The organism is Candidatus Eisenbacteria bacterium, assembly GCA_018831195.1.
In the GTDB taxonomy this organism is placed as follows: domain Bacteria; phylum Eisenbacteria; class RBG-16-71-46; order CAIMUX01; family JAHJDP01; genus JAHJDP01.
In genome coordinates, this window is record JAHJDP010000116.1 from 1 (window position 1) to 18,468 (window position 18,468).

Annotated in this window: 15 protein-coding genes and 2 tRNA genes; 7 read left to right on the plus strand and 10 right to left on the minus strand. The window is 52.2% G+C overall.

The annotated features are described in order from the left end of the window. Positions 1-232: 232 nt before the first annotated feature. Entirely contained in the window at positions 233-478 is a 246-nt protein-coding gene (locus KJ970_19660; protein ID MBU2693140.1) for a hypothetical protein, read from the minus strand. Here KJ970_19660 and KJ970_19665 point away from each other — a divergent pair. Together KJ970_19665 and KJ970_19670 are read left to right on the plus strand one after the other, a co-directional pair. Beyond that, the gene (locus tag KJ970_19665; protein MBU2693141.1) at positions 477-2,846 is read left to right on the plus strand and encodes a C10 family peptidase; all 2,370 of its coding nucleotides are present in this window, start codon (positions 477-479) and stop codon (positions 2,844-2,846) included. The genes KJ970_19660 and KJ970_19665 overlap by 2 nt on opposite strands. A 182-nt stretch (positions 2,847-3,028) precedes the next feature. After that, a complete protein-coding gene (locus tag KJ970_19670) occupies positions 3,029-4,327 on the plus strand; it encodes a right-handed parallel beta-helix repeat-containing protein (protein ID MBU2693142.1) in 1,299 nt (432 codons plus the stop codon). 26 nt (positions 4,328-4,353) lie between these two features. Here KJ970_19670 and KJ970_19675 read toward each other — a convergent pair. Next, positions 4,354-4,435, minus strand: a tRNA-Leu gene (locus KJ970_19675). A gap of 130 nt (positions 4,436-4,565) precedes the next feature. Between KJ970_19675 and KJ970_19680 the strand changes: the two genes are divergently transcribed. Next, positions 4,566-4,638: transfer RNA gene (locus tag KJ970_19680), tRNA-Ala, on the plus strand. 70 nt (positions 4,639-4,708) lie between these two features. On the opposite strand, the gene KJ970_19685 is transcribed toward KJ970_19680, so the two are convergent. From KJ970_19685 to KJ970_19710, 6 genes are all read right to left on the minus strand, one after another. Next, positions 4,709-5,296 (minus strand): ATP-dependent Clp protease proteolytic subunit, encoded by a 588-nt coding sequence (locus KJ970_19685; protein ID MBU2693143.1) that lies wholly within the window; start codon positions 5,294-5,296, stop codon positions 4,709-4,711. Positions 5,297-5,406: 110 nt separating this feature from the next. Further along, a complete protein-coding gene (locus KJ970_19690) occupies positions 5,407-5,901 on the minus strand; it encodes a dCMP deaminase family protein (GenBank protein ID MBU2693144.1) in 495 nt (164 codons plus the stop codon). Between the two features lie 61 nt (positions 5,902-5,962). Beyond that, entirely contained in the window at positions 5,963-6,592 is a 630-nt protein-coding gene (gene trmB / locus KJ970_19695) for a tRNA (guanosine(46)-N7)-methyltransferase TrmB (protein MBU2693145.1), read from the minus strand. A gap of 71 nt (positions 6,593-6,663) precedes the next feature. Further along, positions 6,664-7,683 carry a DUF2225 domain-containing protein gene (locus tag KJ970_19700; GenBank protein MBU2693146.1) on the minus strand — a complete coding sequence of 340 codons (1,020 nt, stop codon included), beginning with the start codon at positions 7,681-7,683 and terminating at the stop codon, positions 6,664-6,666. Between the two features lie 175 nt (positions 7,684-7,858). After that, positions 7,859-8,947: an Mrp/NBP35 family ATP-binding protein gene (locus tag KJ970_19705; protein MBU2693147.1), complete on the minus strand. Its 1,089-nt coding sequence runs from the start codon at positions 8,945-8,947 to the stop codon at positions 7,859-7,861. A gap of 26 nt (positions 8,948-8,973) precedes the next feature. Further along, entirely contained in the window at positions 8,974-10,206 is a 1,233-nt protein-coding gene (locus KJ970_19710; protein MBU2693148.1) for a hypothetical protein, read from the minus strand. A gap of 589 nt (positions 10,207-10,795) precedes the next feature. Between KJ970_19710 and KJ970_19715 the strand changes: the two genes are divergently transcribed. Next, positions 10,796-13,066: an NADP-dependent malic enzyme gene (locus tag KJ970_19715; protein ID MBU2693149.1), complete on the plus strand. Its 2,271-nt coding sequence runs from the start codon at positions 10,796-10,798 to the stop codon at positions 13,064-13,066. Positions 13,067-13,139: 73 nt separating this feature from the next. Here KJ970_19715 and KJ970_19720 read toward each other — a convergent pair whose 3' ends face one another. Then, entirely contained in the window at positions 13,140-14,405 is a 1,266-nt protein-coding gene (locus tag KJ970_19720; protein MBU2693150.1) for an ABC transporter permease, read from the minus strand. After that, positions 14,402-15,322, minus strand: coding sequence for an ATP-binding cassette domain-containing protein (locus KJ970_19725; GenBank protein MBU2693151.1), 921 nt, complete (start codon positions 15,320-15,322; stop codon positions 14,402-14,404). The genes KJ970_19720 and KJ970_19725 overlap by 4 nt, the downstream gene beginning before the upstream one ends. 204 nt (positions 15,323-15,526) lie before the next feature. On the opposite strand from KJ970_19725, the gene KJ970_19730 reads away from it, so the two are divergent. From KJ970_19730 to KJ970_19740, 3 genes are read left to right on the plus strand one after another with little or no spacing between them, the layout of a single operon-like run. Then, a complete protein-coding gene (locus KJ970_19730; GenBank protein MBU2693152.1) occupies positions 15,527-16,411 on the plus strand; it encodes a site-2 protease family protein in 885 nt (294 codons plus the stop codon). Further along, complete coding sequence (locus KJ970_19735) at positions 16,411-17,517, plus strand: glycosyltransferase family 4 protein (protein ID MBU2693153.1); 1,107 nt, start codon at positions 16,411-16,413, stop codon at positions 17,515-17,517. Before KJ970_19730 ends, KJ970_19735 begins: the two co-directional genes overlap by 1 nt. Before the next feature lie 44 nt (positions 17,518-17,561). Then, positions 17,562-18,242, plus strand: coding sequence for a glycosyltransferase family 2 protein (locus KJ970_19740; protein MBU2693154.1), 681 nt, complete (start codon positions 17,562-17,564; stop codon positions 18,240-18,242). Positions 18,243-18,468: the final 226 nt, after the last annotated feature.

Sequence of the window (18,468 nt, forward strand, 5' to 3'; positions counted from 1 at the left end):
CTTACCGCGCAGGCTCAAACAATATTACAACCGCACGATTGAGACCCGCTGCATCCCGAAGAACCGCCTTCATGAGCTGAAATACGCCTATTAGAGCCGCGGCGAGCATGAAAAGCGCCTGGCGGCCGTAGGGACCGCCGGGCGCTTGACCCCCTCAGATGCAATTTCAGAAGCACAACCTACTATAACGACATTATTAATAATTGGTTATGATTGTATACACCCGCTGGACTCATTGTGTTACCTCGACAATCAGATTAGTTGCTGCTAAAATATTATTGTGGAATGAAATAGCATCGCCATTTTGGGGGGTGCCCACATTCGAATCGAGGAGGAAGAATATGCGTGTCGCCACGATAATAGCCATGATGGTTTCTTTGGCCTTGGGAATTCTGGCAGCAGGTCCCATCGGGTTGAGGGCCGAAACAGCCACACCGTTTGAGATGGAGAGGGTCTGCCATAATTGGCTATCCTTCATGGTTGAACAGAATGGAAGCTGGGCGGGTTCCGAAAATCCGGGTATCGTGGATGCTCAGGATATTGTCGTTGATGGAGTGGTGCTGGCCCGCTGTTACTCAATCGCACCTATGGGCTATATCATTGTTCCAATTCTCAAAGAAATGATGCCGATCAAAGCTTATTCCATGGACAGCCATTTTGACGTGCATCAGACGGTTGGATTCCCTCAACTCCTAAAAGAGCGTCTTCACATTTACACAAAGACATTTTCTGATAAATATGGAAATCTCGAAGCGATTCAGCCGCTTTCGGGGGATATCGTTTTTAATCCCGCGCAGAAGGAGCGGTGGGCTCAATGCTCAGCAGATCCGGCGCTCTTTCTCAATACTTTGGCCACAGATGGCTCCAGTTCAAGAAGCACAGTGGGTCCGCTGCTATCAACGGTTTGGCATCAGGGATCACCCTATAATAACTTGTGTCCTGATGGTGACGGCGGGCGATGTATTGTTGGATGTGTCTCCACTGCAGTCTCCCAAGTTATGAAATATTTTGAATGGCCTCCTTCCGGTATCGGCGATCACTCCTACTATTGGCCCGGTGATACATCCTGTGGTGGATCAACACCCGGTGAAACGCTCTATGCGGACTTCTCTGATCCGTATGCATGGGAGAATATGCCCAATGGTTGTTTTCCCATCTGCGGGGAGATAGCCCAAGATGCCTTGGCCGAGCTTTGCTACGAAGTCGCTGTCGCTTTTAATATGAACTTTGGGAATTGCGGATCCGGAGCCTATACGAGTGAAGCCATCACGATTATGCCGGGCTACTTTCTCTATGATAATTCAATCAATCAGCAATATCGGGGATCTTACACAGCGGAAGCCTGGTTTGAAATGATTAAGTATGAGATCAACAACGGGCGGCCCATGCTCTATAGCTTCAATTCAGGGACGAGCGGCCATGCCGTCGTTTGCGATGGCTGGTTGGATGAGCTTGGTTTCAGTCAGTATCATATCAATTACGGGTGGGGGGATGAACATACCGCCTGGTACACGGTTGATGATATCTTCGGCGCAACCGGAGGTGAAAGAATTATCCGGAATATCTCTCCTGAACCCATATCTGTGACACTTTCGGCCGATGGTCTCGGTGACTATCCGACAATCCAGGAAGCTGTTTCCGATCTCTACGGCGGCTGCATTATTGAGCTCGCGGACGGCGTCTATTCCGGCGACGGAAACAGAGATATTGTCCTTGCCGGGAAGAGCCTTACGATCCGGTCCCAGAGTGGAGACCCCGCGGCTTGTATCATCGATTGCGAAGGCACCGTGGAAAACCCGCATCGGGGTCTTGTCCTCAGTATGGGTGAGGATTCCGAATGCGTTATTGAAAATATAACAATCACAAACGGATATGATGGCAGCGGGGGCGGCGGGGTCAGCATTGATGGTATCGCCACACCTGTTTTGTCGGGGTGTGTTTTCTCGAATAACACGAGTTCTTGGGGCGGGGCTGTATATGTTAACAACGGCGCCAATCCGACATTCAATAACTGCCGCTTCACGCAGAATTCCGCTACCAACAGCGGTGGAGCGCTTCGCATTAGAAACTCAGATGCATCATTAAATTATTGTGTCTTTGACGGGAACTCCACAGACGGCAAAGGCGGCGCTCTCGAATGCCGGAGCTCCTCTCCTGATATCAGCTACTGCACATTTTTGCAAAATTCCGCAGTATCCGACGGCGGCGGCATCCACCTTTTGACATCCTCGTCACCGGTCATCACCAACACAATCATTGCATTGGGAACGGCCGGAAATGCTGTGCACTGTGCAGATACAGGTTCTGTTCCCACCTTCAGCTGTTGCGATATTTTTAGCAATGCCGGCGGTCCCGGTGCTGCGGGTTCCTGGATCGGAACAAACAACAATATCGCCCTGGAACCCCTCTTCTGCGATATGGCCGGCGGGGATTTTCAACAGTGCGCTGATTCCCCTTGCGCATCGGGCCAAAGCCCGTGCGGGATGCAGATCGGGGCTTATGATGTGGGATGCTCTTCATGCGGCGCAGGGGCCGATGTTGAGCCGATCTCACTTCCCAATAGACTCACCTTGTCCCCCTGCGCGCCCAATCCCTTCGGCACTCTTACAGAGATCACCTACTCATTGCCGGATGGCGCCGGCCTGCATCAGATGGTCCTGAGCATCTATGGTCCCTCTGGGCGTCTGGTCCGGACACTGATCAATTCCAAACGTTCTGCAGGCATTTATCATGTCTCCTGGGACGGCACAGATCAAACGGGGAAGCCGGTCGCAAATGGCGTTTATTTCTATCAATTGCGATGGAATGATAGGAGTGAAACGCGGCGGGTGCTCCTCATCAAATAATCGGCGCGTCATGCATATATGGTTCTATTGGACCGGGATCCTCTTCATTGAGGATCCCGGTCATTTTTTGGATGTCCTGGCCTGGTGCTGTTCTGTATGGTAAAATATGCTCACTGCGGATGACGTGCGTGTTAGAAAGGGTCTGGAAGCGTCGCAAGAAATAATAGGGGGGAGGCATCTGTATGAAAGTTCAGGTGGTGCACACTATCTGTGTCGCTCTTTTGATTTTTGCCATGACTTTTCCGGTCTCGGCGACTATCTACACTATCAGCCCGGATGGACTGGGTGATTATGCCACAATCCAAGAAGCCATCGATGCTGCCGCGGATGAGGATACGATATTCCTGACGGATGGCATTTTTATGGGGGAAGGGAATCGGGATATCGTCTATCTCGGAAAAGGTATCACAGTCGCTTCGCAATCCGGGAGCGCCGAATCTTGTATTCTGGACTGTGAAAGCACCGAAACCGAACCACACTGCGGGTGTCTATTCTTTGCGGAAGATTTGAGCGCTGTCCTATCAGGTATTACCATAAGAAACGGCTGGGGCGCCTTAGATGACGAGGGTGGTGGCATCAAGTGCGCCGACGGCGCCACACCCAGCATCAATTTCTGCATTTTCACTGAAAATCAGAATAGCGCGGTATTTTGTGAGAGCCAAAGCCATCCGGTCTTCACGGAGTGTCTCTTTACGCAAAATCAGGGCATTAGGGGTGGTGGGGTCTATATTCGTGGAGCCAATGGAACTTTCAATGACTGTGAGTTCATAGGAAACACCAGCACAAGTGGTGGCGGCGTCTATGGCCATGCCGCGGACCCCAGCTTTACTCGCTGTCTATTCGAAGAAAATATCGCTGAGATCGGAGGGGCCGCCGGTTTTATTTACGGCGGTGGAGGACATTTTGTCGACTGTACATTTTTGCAGAACGAGGCGCATCAAAGTAGCGCCTTGGACGGTCATGGGATGATCCATACGAGCTTTGAGGGGTGTCTGTTTCTGGGGAATTCCAATGAATCTTGGGGCATGATTTCCATGACAAAGAGCTCAGATATGAGATTCACAAATTGTACCTTTTGGGATAATGAAGCGCCCGGCGCCGTTCTCTTCTTCGAGGAGCAACAAGCATACTTGGACAATACGATCATCGCCTTCAATAGAATGGGCACGGCCGTTACCGGGGAGGGAACCGCGACGCTCAACTGCTGCGACATCTACGGGAATGAGGGAGGCGATTGGGTTGGCGGGATAGCCTGGCAATATGGCATTAATGGGAATATTTCTTCTGATCCCATCTTCTGCGATCCTGAGATAGCCGACCTCCATATCCGCGCCGATTCACACTGCGCGCCTTTCTCACCTCCAAATGAGGAATGCGACCTTATCGGCGCCTTGCCCGTCGGCTGCTATCCGCCGACAGCCACCGGATCCGCGAGTGGGATAACGACCTGGGGGCGCATCAAGGCGGTGTATCAGGAATAGGAGGCGGGACAAAGGCAGGGAGACTGTGCCGGAGGAGGGACTTGAACCCTCACGGGGGGTACCCACACGATTTTGAGTCGTGCGCGTCTGCCATTCCGCCACTCCGGCATCTCAGCTGCATATCATGGACCAGGATGGCAGGAAGATCAACCACCGAACTTCTTTTCCAGACCCTGGATCTCGCATGGGGAGGCCCACTTGACAGGGGCATCCCGACACCGTAGTGTTGCGATCTGTTGGGGCCATAGCTCAGTTGGGAGAGCGCATGACTGGCAGTCATGAGGTCAGGGGTTCGACCCCCCTTGGCTCCACCGCACCTTACAAAGAGGCCCGGCATTGACCGGGCCTCTTTGCTGTCTATCTCTTTTGAAAATCCTGAAATTATTCCAATTCCTGCCGACTCGTGATCACACGTGTGAGAAGTCCATACTCCAGAGCCTCTTGGGCTGACATCCAGAAATCACGATCGGCGTCCCGTGTGACCTGCGCGAGATCTTTCCCCGTCACCTCAACAACGACCTGATTATAGGCATCCCGAAGCTTGAGGATCTCCATCGAAGCGATCTCTAAATCAGAAGCCTGCCCAAAAGTTGCCGTCATCGGCTGGTGCAATAAGAATCGGGAATTGGGGAGTGAGAACCGCTGGTCTTTATCCGCGGCAAGCGCCACCAGAACGCCGGCACTTGCGCACAGACCAGCGACCAGCGTCCGGATCGGACATTTCACAAAGCGAATCATATCCATAATGCCGAAACCGGAATCGGCGTCCCCTCCCGGCGAGTTCACAATTATGGTGATCACCTTATCGGGATCAGCATCCTCGAGTAGGAGCAGGCCCTGGTACATCCGGCGGGCCAGTTTATCGCTAATCGGCTCACAGGCTAGGATAGTCCTGGTCTTGAGAAAGCGCTCAATCATCCGGCTTTCCTCACCTGACGCTTCAGATTCCTTGCCTTCTTCTTCTTCCATTTCCTCGTCGTCATCATCGTCATCATCATCCTCGAGCCGCGCCCAATTCTCCAACATAACTCCTTCTCCTTTCCAACTCGCCTCGATACCATCCCCATAGGGCCTACGCTTTAAACTGTCGGCGTTTCAGGGGGTGTCCTGGAGTCTCCGCTGTCCTCCCGCTGCTTCCCTTGAGCAAGAATTATGACATTTGAGAGGTCAATCAACTCAATCCCGGCCCGCTGGCTGACATCAAAGATTTTCTCTTCCCGGTAGAATTTGCCGAAACAGATGCGGCGAATGCCGGCATTGGCGATCAGTTTGAAGCAATTCCAGCAGGGGCTGGCAGTCGTGTAGATGTCCCCCCCATCTATCCGTATGCCGTTTCGAGCTGCTTGGATGATGGCATTAGCCTCTGCATGCACGGTGGCTACGCAATGACCATTCTCCATCATGTGACCCTCCTCGTCGCAGTGGGGGAGACCGCGAATGCTCCCATTGTATCCGGTCGAGAGAATCATCCGATCCCGGACGATCACGGCGCCGACCCGGTTCCGATCACAGGTCGCCCGGGTGGCAACCTGTATCGCAATCCGCATGAAGTATTCATCCCAACTAGCTCTCATATAACACCTTATGGATCTATCCCTGTTTTCACGGTGAACCTCAACTGGACCGCCTAACCGGTTAATCTACCACATTCAGCCGGTAACGGAACCAATAGAGACGCCGCCCCTGCGCCGCCCATTTCACGGCATAGTTGGTAAGGATCCAGTTCTCTTCCAGTGGATTCCAAAAGCGTCGCTCAAACGTGGGTTCTGTTCCCATGACCTCCTGAATCCGCTCCACATATCCCTCGTGATCGGATCCGATCAGAATCTCACCACCCGGTATCAGGACTCTTGCAGCCCACTCCGGAAAAGGCGGATTGAGCATCCTTCGCTTCTGTTGTCGTCTCTTGGGCCACGGATCAGGGAAATAGATATGTATCCGCTGGAGAGTCTGGCTTGGAATCCACCGTGTCAGAAGATTTCGAGCATCTGTTCTGACAAAAAGGGCATTTTTTATACCTCTTTTGGCGATTCTCTTCATCGAGCTTTGGAAATAGCGGTTCGCGATCTCTACGCCCAGAAAATTTGTTTGGGGCCATCGCATCGACGCCTCCAGAACAAAACGGCCCTTGCCCGATCCGATCTCCATCTCCACAGGATTCTCATTTGAGAAGAGCAGAGACCAGGAAAAGGGTGGCTGGTGTTTTGTAAGATCCAATAGGGGATCGGATGTCATACGCTCCAGGCGGTGGTTTTCCTCATGCATGGAAAGTATGTTGAGGTGTGTCCGGTGCAAAGGCAAGGGGCGTCATCCCGCGGCGGAAATTTTGCATTGGCTCAAGCGGCTTCAGAGAGCCTTTTGCCGAGAATCTTTAGCAATTCTGTTGTGACCTTCCTGAAATGATCCAACTTCAGTAATTGATCCTGGAGACTCCATGTATGATCCAAATCATCCATCGTCTCTTTAGGATGGCCGGTCTCGCTTTCCCAATTCTCCTTGAGTTCATCGATCTGAATCACCAAATCTTCGAGGAGAGATTGAGCTTTCAAATGATCTCCAGTTTCACCAACCAAGTGAGCCCTCTGATTTGAGAGTTCAATTCGCTTGAGTGACGTTTCGCCCGGAAATCCCCGGTCGAGGGCGACACCGAAAGCATCGATGGCGATCTTCAGGGCCTCATTATAGCTCTGGGGTATCAATGACCAGGCTTCCTTGATGGGCTTCAAATCTTCTAGGATCTTCTCGAAGGCCGAAGCCAACGGTGATACGGCCGGCAATGCGACACTTTCCGGTGTTTCCCAGCAGGGCCCCCCATAATGAAGACGATCGAGATGAAAGCGAGCGATGCGCACCGCGCAATTCCCAATCCGTGTAAAATCACGAATCTCCGGATGCGGCAGCATCTGAATGGCCAATGCCGCAACCTGAATCATAAAAGCTGAATAAAGGGTCGGATCGATGGGGTTAATACCCTTGACCAAGGCGCGAAGGGGGCCGTCTCGTTGAATCAGCTTTTTTAAAACAAGGATCTGTTTTAGCGTTCGAGCATTTGGATACTTGACCTTGTCTAATGAACGGAATGTCTGTTGGGTTTCTGTAAACCCGCAGGCAGGGCAATGAAGCACTCCCAGATCGAACGGCCGCACATTGGGAAACTGATCAGAATTCTTTGTTCCTGTCCAAATGGGGACCCACTGAAAAAGATCATTTTCTATTTTTGCCCGTCGAACGCGCCGCGGTCGAACCAGGATTTGTTCTGATGATTTGCCACAGAGAGGACATGCTACAGAAAGAATATAATAAGGCGGCGGTTGGATATTCTTATTCTTGGATGCGTTGATTGGATTTGCATTCATTCTGTCTTCCATCCTCTATGCACATGGCCCAGGCTGCGTTTTAATAATCTCCTGATTCAAGGAGTGCCCCGATAATCCTATCGGTTTAAAGGACTTGTTTCATTAGAACTGGAGTCGTATTTGTTTCGGCGCCGGTCCCATGAGGGACCGGGCCGAAAGTGCGATATGGCCTATTTCAGCTGAGGGTTTTCCGATCTTTTAATCCGGATGAGAGTATTTCCAGTGTCATCTGGGCCAAGGCCCCGAAGACTCTTGCGGTTGGGGAATCGGGATAACTGACAACGAGCGGATGTCCGGTGTCCCCACCTTCGACAATCCGGGGATCAATCGGAATCTGGGCAAGGAGGGGCACACCCAATCGTTCCGCCTCCCGCCTGCCGCCGCCGGAGCCGAAAATGGGGGTTTCCTTGAGGCAATGAGGACAGATGAAAGTACTCATATTTTCGACAAGCCCAAGGACAGGAACCTCAACCTTCCGGAACATGGTAATTCCCCGGATCGCATCGGCGAGGGCAACATCCTGGGGGGTTGATATAACGATTCCGCCATTCAGTTTCGTCTTTTGCGTAAGAGTAATCTGAATATCTCCAGTACCCGGGGGGAGATCGAGGAGCAAGAGATCGACACCGGTCCAATTAACATCGGTCATGAGCTGCTCAAGGGCCTTGCCCATCATGGGTCCGCGCCAGATCACGGCGGCGTCAGGATCCAAAAGGAGCCCGATAGACATGGCTTTGATGCCATAGACATCCAGGGGAACCAAGCGATCCCCGTCCATTTTGGGATATTGTCCCTGGATCCCCAGCATCATGGGGATACTGGGCCCGTGGATATCAGCATCGAGCAGGCCGACTTTCAAGCCCAACCGGGCGAGGGCCAAGGCGAGATTAACGCTGATGGTGCTTTTCCCGACACCGCCCTTCGCGCTGGCTACGGCAAGTTTCATGGGGATTTTCTCGAGAAGATCCTCGTTCGTAACCGGCGGGGAGGCTGGGGCTGTTTTCGCTCCGCCGGGCGGCGGCGCCATCTCAACAACATTGAATTTAAGATCATAAGAGAAATCGAGTGGATCCAATACCTTGCGGATTCTTTCTTCCAGTACAGAGGTGGTATCCGGTTTTCCGGTCACGAAATCCAGGATAATTGTAAAGCCGCCCTCAAGCGATTTTATCTCTTTGACACATCCCATGGTTACAATGTCTGTTTCGCTTTCGGGAAACTTGACGCCTTGTAGAGCCTGCAGGATACCATCTCGGTTTGTCATCTCGCGCTCCCATCTGGAAAAATGGTTTAATGCGTCGCGTATTCTTCCACGGTCAAAGTTGCGTCGGTGTGCACGAGCACCATTGCTTTAACTTTGCCCCAAACAATGCTGGTCGAGAGAGTCGTTAAAGTCTCATCACTAGGATCAAAAATATCTATAACTGTGTACGAATCATCAACCCAATAGGCAATGGCCGCCCATCCCTTCCCATTCGTACAGAGTGCAGAAAATATCCCCGGAAGCTTGCGAGTGGCCATGATACCTGCCTTTGGCGGCGTCTTCTGCCACGTACGCGGCGTGGGGACTTCGAGTACAGTGAGCTTATCATCTGATGCTAAAAGCCATTCATATGCCCTTCCTTGGGGTCCGGTTGTACACGAGCCCCGGATTTCTGATAGGACATTTGTCTTCAATAGGCCATTTCCCGCATCACCAAGTCCGAGAACCTGAATCGAGGGACTCATTGGTTTGGCCTGATCCAAAACACAAACAGCCTGTTTCATGAAGAGGACTGAATTTCGGTTGACCAGAACATCATCTATACCGCCGGGTACGGCCGGTAAGTGTAGCATCGACTCGCCGCCATAGGGAGGCATTGTGAAAAGGTAGACATCATTCCCGATCAAATTGGTGACCATGGCCATCGGTAGGAGGTCGTCCTTAGTTAGATGTGTCCATGACTTAACATTCGGGTCGATTTCGCGAAACCATGTCCCCTGCATCATTCCCATGAAGAGGTGCGGCGAATCCGCGGAAAATTCGCGTCCGGCCACCCATGTCTCATCCAGCAGCATTTCACTCAACTGAGATGTTTTTGCGCTAAGGAGCTGGGAGACCGGGGGTGATGCACCTCCGGATTTGCGTTTGACCACGACCCAAGCGCTATCATTTGCCGCCACCGCCAAAATATCATCTTTGAACTGCCAAACCGGTTCCATTATTTTCGGAGTCCAGAGCATCAGACCCTTGTCTGTAGCCACACCGACGCGGACATCGCGAAAATAGTCGGGATGGCGAACTATTGTCTGCGAGGCCATATCCCGAACCTCAGCTCCAATAGGGATGCCGGGGCGGGGCGGGAGAATTTCCGGCCGGTCGGGCTCTATAATCCAAAGTGAATCGCCGGCGGCGATAATCCCCACCGGTATTCCAGCCGCTTGAATCGCGGCATCGCCGAGTCCCACCAAAATCAAGAAGAAAAAAACGCCAGAAATGAGTCGGCAAATGACCATCTTGAGAGCCTTATGAAATGTCGACATATCCAATCTCCAAACCCTGGTCTGGTTAATGCTTAGGTCCCTGTTTCCCCGGGACAATAGAACAAAGATATACCCTGCCGGGAGCAGCGTCCAGAGGACAGCACCGAGGCGCATGTCCGCTCCAGCGATTTTCGATTTACAGGATATTTCAATTTCTGATTAAGTGAATCTTCTGAAAGGGTACTCTCTTACAGCCGGCTTATTCCGGGAACACCTTTGAATAATTGGAGTTGAATGAATTTGTCGGAAATCAAATGGAATTTATGCGAAATCATCTAGCCCGTTCCGTCTTATCATGCTATAAATGCCAAGGATGGGTTTGAAAGTCATCGACCCCTGGATTGGACGGCCCATCGTTCAGTGCTCGGGAGGGAGGCTGTGGGACCCCGGAGGTTCGCTTGGGTCCAATGTGTCGGGAGGGGACTGAGCCACGCAAGCGATCTATTGGCTTGCGCTTCATCATGACATCCCCATCTCCAGTTCAACCCATCAAAGGGATCGCGTTGTTTGAAGAACCCAGACAGCTAGCTGTCCACAATATTTTGTACGCTGGAAAGCCTGCGGCTCCCGAAAGGGAGGAGGTTGAATAATGAGCAAATCGATGCGTGATGCAGCCTTGAAATATCATGCCTTTCCTGTGCCGGGAAAGATTGAAGTCACATCAACAAAACCTTGCCTGACCCAGTGGGACTTGTCTTTAGCTTATACCCCCGGCGTCGCCGTGCCCTGTCTTGAAATCGAGAAGGATCCGGCCTTGGCGTATAAATATACAAGCCGCGCCAATCTCGTCGCCGTCGTCAGCAACGGTACGGCTGTTTTGGGATTGGGAAATATCGGCGCCCTGGCCGGAAAGCCGGTCATGGAAGGGAAGGGCGTTCTATTCAAGAGATTTGCCGATATCGACGTCTTTGATCTCGAAGTGAATACCGAGAATCCCGATGAGATTATCAAGGTCTGCAAACTTCTCGAGCCGACATTCGGCGGAATCAATCTCGAGGATATAAAAGCCCCTGAGTGTTTTTACATTGAGGAAACACTGAAGAAAGAGATGGATATCCCCGTCTTCCATGATGATCAGCATGGTACCGCGATCATCTCCGGCGCCGGCTTGCTTAATGCCCTTGAATTGGCCGGGAAAGATATTTCCAAGGTTCGGCTCGTCGTCTCCGGGGCCGGCGCCGCCGCCATCGCCTGCGCCAATCTCTATATTCGTCTCGGCGTCAAACGGGAAAATATCACACTCGTCGATTCCAAGGGTGTGGTTACCAAGGAACGTGCTGAGGGAATGAACCCATACAAAGCCGCTTTCGCGGTTTCAGGCTCGGGGCCCAAAGATCTTGCGGGCGCCATGAAGGATGCCGATGTCTTTCTCGGTCTTAGCGTTAAAGATCTTGTGTCGCCCAAAATGATCCAGTCGATGGCCGCCAAACCGATTGTATTTGCTATGGCGAATCCGGATCCAGAAATCACATATCCTGATGCCAAGAACGCCAGGCCTGACATTATTATGGCGACCGGCCGCAGTGACTATCCGAATCAGGTCAATAATGTGTTGGGATTCCCCTTTGTCTTCCGCGGCGCCCTGGATTGCTATGCCCGGTCGATCAATGAGGAGATGAAAGTGGCCGCATGCCACGCCTTGGCGAATCTGGCAAAAGAAGATGTTCCCGAGCAGGTGTGCCGCGCCTATCAGAGCCGTACTTTCCAATTCGGTCCAGACTACATCATCCCAACTCCATTTGACTATAGAGTCCTCCTGTGGGAAGCCTCCGCTGTCGCCAAGGCGGCGATGGAGACCGGCGTCGCCCAAAAACAGCTCGATCTCGATGAGTACAAGTACAAACTAGAAAGAAAACTCGGCCGCCGGTGGCAGGTTATGCAGAAAGTGGTCGTCAAGGCGAAGCGGGATCCCCGACGGATTGTCTATCCTGAGGGCACAAATCCGACAATCATTCGCGCCGCCCATCAGATGTTGGAAGAGGGAATGGTCAAGCCGGTCCTGATTGGTTCACGCCGGATGATTACTGATACGGCAAGAGAATTGGGTATCACAGAGGATCGTTGGGAAATCGTCGATCCCAGGAAGGATATGCGGAAGAGCCAATACGCGAAGGCTTATCTGAAGGCGCGACAGAGGAAGGGTATGAGTACGGCCGGCGCCGACCGGCAGATGCTGAATCCCATCATCTTCGGGACCATGATGGTCCAAGAAGGCGACGCGGATGGCATCGTGGTCGGGATCAGCGGCAATCTGGAAAGTACACTATGCCCTGCACTTGAGATCATCCCCCTCCGGACCGGCGTGAAAAAGGTTGCAGGGGTTCAGCTGGTCATGACGAAGGATCGGGTCGCCTTTTTCGCCGACACAGTTATGACGGTGGATCCGACAGCGGAAGAATTGGCTGATATCGCCTTGTTGGCCGCCTCGGTGGCGAAGGAATTTAATGAGGAGCCGATCGTGGCGATGCTGTCTTTCTCCAACTTTGGAAACTCGCGCCATCCGACCACAGAAAAGGTTCGGAGAGCCGTCGAGATTCTGAATGAGCGGAATCCGAATTTGATTGTTGATGGTGAGATTCAGGCCGACCTGGCCCTGATGCCCGACAAACTCGAGCGCTTGTATCCCTTCAGCCGCCTTGTCGGGAGCCAACCCAATGTCTTCGTTTTCCCGGATTTGAATTCCGCGAACATATCGTATAAGCTGATCCACAGTTTGACCGGGGCCGAAACAGTCGGTCCCATCATTGTAGGACCAAGCAAACCCCTGCAGATGCTGCAGCCGCAATCGGAGACGCAGGATATTCTCCATATGACGACCGTTGCTGTGGCGGAGGCGCAAGAGGTTAACAAGCATACATAAGTATTGTCGGTGATGAATGTGAGACCCCGGGCGCCGGTGAAACGGTGTCCGGGGTTTTGCTATGGTCGAAGGATTACTCTTGCCGAGTCCATCTCGCCAACTCTCTCAACGTCGGTCGCTTGCCGTACATGAGAATACCGACACGATAAATGCGAGCTGTGAACGAAACGAGAATCACTATGGTGGCCACGGTCAATATAATAGAAAGAACAACCTCATGCGCGGGCGGTGTGTAAAGATTCACCCGCATAAACATGAGAAGAGGAGTAAAGAAGGGGATGAGCGAGGTGACCGTCGCCACATTGCTGGAGGGGTCTTTAGCGACAACGGTGCCGATCATAACAGGCGTCACAAGAAGAAGTACAATCGGCCACTGAAGCTGCTGGGCTTCATGATCAGAATTGACCATTGCTCCAATGGCTGCGGCCAAACATGAGTATAGGAAATACCCCAATACAAAAAATAGAATAAAGTAAATGAATGTTGAAACCGGAACCTGGCCCATTTCGGCCCAGACCCCGGTTCGTCCTCCGGCATAAGTTGAAATGATGACGCCGAAGATCCCCCAAATCGCGTACTGAGTCATCCCAACGAGACCAACGCCGAGAATTTTCCCCCACATCATCCGATACGCTGTTGTTGTCGAAAGCATCACCTCAATGATCCGCGACCCCTTTTCTTCAATAATGCTTCTTTGAATTGTGTTTCCATAAAGAAGAATGGTGCTATAGAGGATCATAACAAAGATCCAACTGCCCATGAAATCCTGCATGAAACCGCCCTCTCTAGCGCCACCTTTCTCAATTTTATAAGTTTTCAACTCAATCGGCCGCGTCAATTCACCTATTTCTTGTGAATCAAATCCGTGTTCTTCCAGACGGGAATGAACTATAACTTCGGTGATCTCATTGCTCAGCCTGCTGATGATATCAAAATCGCCGACTTTCCGGCTGTAGATTTTTCCATAACCGCCGTCGTAGAGATTCAGCGGCAGCACCAGGCAGATATCTGTTAAATCTTCCTCCAGGGCGTAGGTGAGGTATGGTGAAAGGGAATCAACCGAAGCATCCCTATTTATAGCCCTGTCCAGCTCGAAACGCCGGCCCCCATCGTTGAGGGTGTCATTCAGCGCTTCATAGAGCATCGGGTATAACACTCTCGAAGGATCCACAACGGTGATTCTCAAGGGCGTTTGTATTTCAGAGCCGGCAAGCAAAAGGGGAATAATCATGAAGCCGGACATGAGAACCGGGCCAAGAATAGTCCCGATGAGGAATAATCGTTTCCGTACGCGACTTAGGTATTCACGGAGAAGAATGATCCAGATCTGGCGCATCATTCCACCTTTGTCATCATGGCGTCAATATCCTTTACTTGTCGAATAAAAATATCATCAAGGCTGGCCTCAGAAGTCTCAAAACGCCGAATGTCAACATGATTCACAAGTCTACGGAGAAGTTCGCCGGGCCGCACATTTTCTTTGAGCATTATTTCCGCGTAGCGGCCCTGATCATCGATGCTCAATATCCCATCCCATGGAAGGATCGTTGTGATATCTCCGTCATATTCCACCTTGACGGTAGGCGAGCCGTAGCGGGCCCGGACATCGTTTAGAGGCCCGTAGAGAACCGCCTTGCCTTTATGTATAAGAAGAATTTCGTCGCAACTTCGTTCGACCTGCTCCATCTGATGTGTCGAGAAGACAACGGTGCGGCCTTGGCGCTGAAGCTCCAGCATGATATCTTTCAGGAGCTGGCTGGCAACGGGATCGAGGCCGGAAAAAGGTTCATCAAGAATGATAAGTTCCGGGTCGTGAAGCAGCGTGCCGATAAACTGAACTTTTTGCTGCATTCCCTTTGAAAGCTCTTCAACCTTCCGTTGCGACCAGTCGCCGATATTGAATCGTTCAAGCCACTTTAATGAACGGCGCGTCGCCTCATTCGAAGTCAAACCTCTCAGCCGGGCAAGAAACACAAGATGGTCAAGGATTTTCATATCCTTATACAAACCGCGTTCTTCGGGCAGATAACCAATACGGAGTTTGCTATTTTCATTCAATGAAGAACCGAAGACGCATATCGTTCCTTGATCCGGCAATAGAATCCTCAGAATCATCCTGATCGTGGTGGTCTTTCCCGAACCATTCGGCCCCAGCAAGCCGAAGATAGTACCGGGGCGAACTCGAAATGTCAGGTGATCGACAGCCGCATAAGATCCGAATCTTTTCGTTATTTCACGGCATTCTAAAATTGCCATTCTTTCCCTCGTCACCAAGGTTATAATGCGGCATTCGACGGCCTGCTCCGACCGATGTTCGGAGTATCCAACAGAGTTTGATGGGCCGCAACTTCCGTTGGGAGTCGCCCCGTTCCTCTGATAAAGTCAGCTCAAGAACGACGGCCGGTCTTGGTTCTGCGGCAGATGCTGTGATCATTGGAGCAGGAGAGGTATTACGGATCGATGAGTTCTCAATACCCACAGTGGCCGAGCGATGGCCGGGATCCCTTCTTTGTAGCCGCGCCGCCGCAACCCCACATGCGGAACCGGTATTGGCTGCATCTTGGTCTTTTCATCGTCACGCTTGTCTCTGCGACATTTGTTGTCGCCGGATGGCCACCCAATTGGGGGATGGGCTTGCTCTATGGCATACCATTAGTCGTCATTCTCCTCTGTCATGAAATGGGGCATTATCTCATGTGCCGTCGTTACCGGGTTCCAGCGACATTGCCCTATTTTATACCTTTTCCGCTTAGTATTTTCGGTACGATGGGCGCTGTGATCCGAATGAAACAGATTACAGGACGGAAAGCTCTCTTTGATATCGGAATCGCCGGCCCTTTGGCCGGGCTCCTCATAACCTTGCCGGTCACCTATTTTGGATTGCAATTGTCGGAAGTGCGGGGAACCGGCGGTCTTCCTGATGGGGTTCTCACTCTCGGCGAACCCTTACTTTTTCAATGGTTAAGTCATCTGGCCTTGGGACCATTGCCCGCCGATGCGGACGTCGTGCTTCATCCTATGGCCTTCGCCGGGTGGGCCGGTTTCTTCGTGACATCGCTCAATCTGCTGCCCGCAGGTCAGCTTGATGGAGGGCATGTGATCCATGCCATGACTCCCAAGCTCAGTCACAAGATATCCTGGCTCACTTTGCTAGGTCTCGCCATCACCGCCTGGTTTTTCTCTGGGTGGTGGTTTGTCGTGATCCTGGTCTTTTTTATCGGCCTGCGGCATCCTCCCGTTGCCGATACTGAAGAATTGGGACAGAGCCGAATCTGGATGGGCTTTCTGGCGTTGATCATCTTTTTCCTGACCTTCACCCCCCATCCCTTCGGGAACATTCCCTAATGCCCGAGCACGGGACATTTATCCAGATCGCGCATGGGGCCGACTGGGGGGGGACGGAACGGCATCTCCTCGACCTTTCAACCAATCTCCTTCAGCGGGGTTATCCCGTTAAGATCATCCTGTCTCATGAGGGGGTGACGGCGGTGCGGGTGCGGGAGCAAAAGATCCCCCTCGAGATCATCCGACGCTCCAGAATTCCTTTGGATTACCTTTTCCGCCTCAGAGAAACGCTGAGGAGGCTTCCGCCCTCACTGGTTCATGTGCATTCGGGTCGCCTGCCGGCTCTTGCAGCTCGGGCCGCAGGCGTCAGCGCCGTCGTAGAGACACGGCATGGGCTGGGCTCGAGAAGAGCCGGGGCGGATCCTCCGGATTCGCGAGAGGGGATAAGGGAGATTGTCGGCGGATCCTGGATTGACGCGATCATCACTGTCTGCAGGACGGATAGGGACTACCTGGCCGCATTCCGGGGAGAGAAAGCGAACCGGGTCTTCCATATCCCCAACGGGGTTGCGCGGGATGAGTTTCCATTGAAAAGATGCCTTTCAAAGCCTGTTTGCAGCCCCGGGAACGAAAGAGCGCCTCTTTGTATCGGCTATCTGGGACGCCTCTCCGAGGAGAAGGGACTCCTTCATCTCCTGCAGGCCCTTTCTGAGCATTCCCGACCCTTTCATCTCGAAATCGCCGGAACCGGCCCCCTCGAGAAGGAGCTACGAGCCGTAACGCAAAGTCTGGATCTCACATCACGTGTTCGATTCATTGGATTCTTGGACTCGATAGGCCGATACATTTCAGGCTGGGATCTTGTGGCGCTCCCCTCAATCTGGGAAGGTCTACCGTATGCGGCACTCGAGGCCTTGGGCTGGGGGAGACCGCTTTTGGCGACGCGTGTCGGAGGGTTGCCGGATCTCATCAGAGAGGGAGAGTGGGGATGGCTCGCGGCCCCTGGTGACGCATCTTCGTTGGGCCGGGCATTGGCCAGAATACCTTGGGATAGGAATCATCTGCGGAAGATGGGGGAGAAGGGTCGCCAGTATCTGTCCCTCCATTTCTCACTCGACCAGATGGTGGATAGAATCCTGGACATCTACAAAGAGGTGATGCGATGACCGAGCCACGAGCGCTGGGCTTAGAACCCGATAGGGAATGGCCTATTAAGCTCTCCGTCATCATGCCGGCGTACAACGAAGAATCAACAATCGAAGAGATTCTCAGCCGCGTGAAGGCCGTTCCCATCCCAAAGGAGATCCTTGTTGTGGATGATGCGTCGGTCGATGGCACCGTGGATCTTGTTGAATCGCTGAATGATCCGGAAATTCGCCTCTTTCGCCATGATGTCAATCAGGGCAAAGGCGCCGCTATCCGAACCGCCATACCCCATTGCACGGGTGATATCATTGTCATTCAGGATGCTGATTTGGAGTACTGCCCGGAGGAATTCCCGAATCTCATCCGCCCGATCGTCGATGGGCTGGCGGATGTCGTTTACGGCTCTCGCTTTCTTGGAGGCCCCCACCGTGTGCATCTTTTCTGGCACTGGGTGGGCAATCAACTCCTGACACTCTTCAGCAATATGATGACGAACATCAATCTTAGCGACATGGAGACATGTTATAAAGCCTTCCGAACCGAAATATTGAAGAGCCTGACCCTCAGATCGAACCGTTTTGGCTTTGAGCCGGAGGTAACGGCAAAAGTGAGCCGGCTGGGATGCAGAATCTATGAAACGCCGATTTCCTATCATGGCAGGGGGTATTCCGATGGAAAGAAAATCGGCTGGAGGGATGGATTCGTGGCATTCTGGACGATCATCAAGTACAGATTCACCGATTAGCCATGTAATATCCGATATTATTGAGGGAAATTGGGGTAACTACGCGGCCCACGATACCCAAACCACTTGAATATCCACTTCATTGTGTATCCACTTCATTGCTGACAAATCTGTCACAATCTATTGACAGATTCCCCCAAATTTCATAAGATATCTGTGCAGTCATTCGCATATCAGATCCCTTTTTGAAAAGAGGCGCGTGCCTGAACGCGGGCACTGGGCGGGG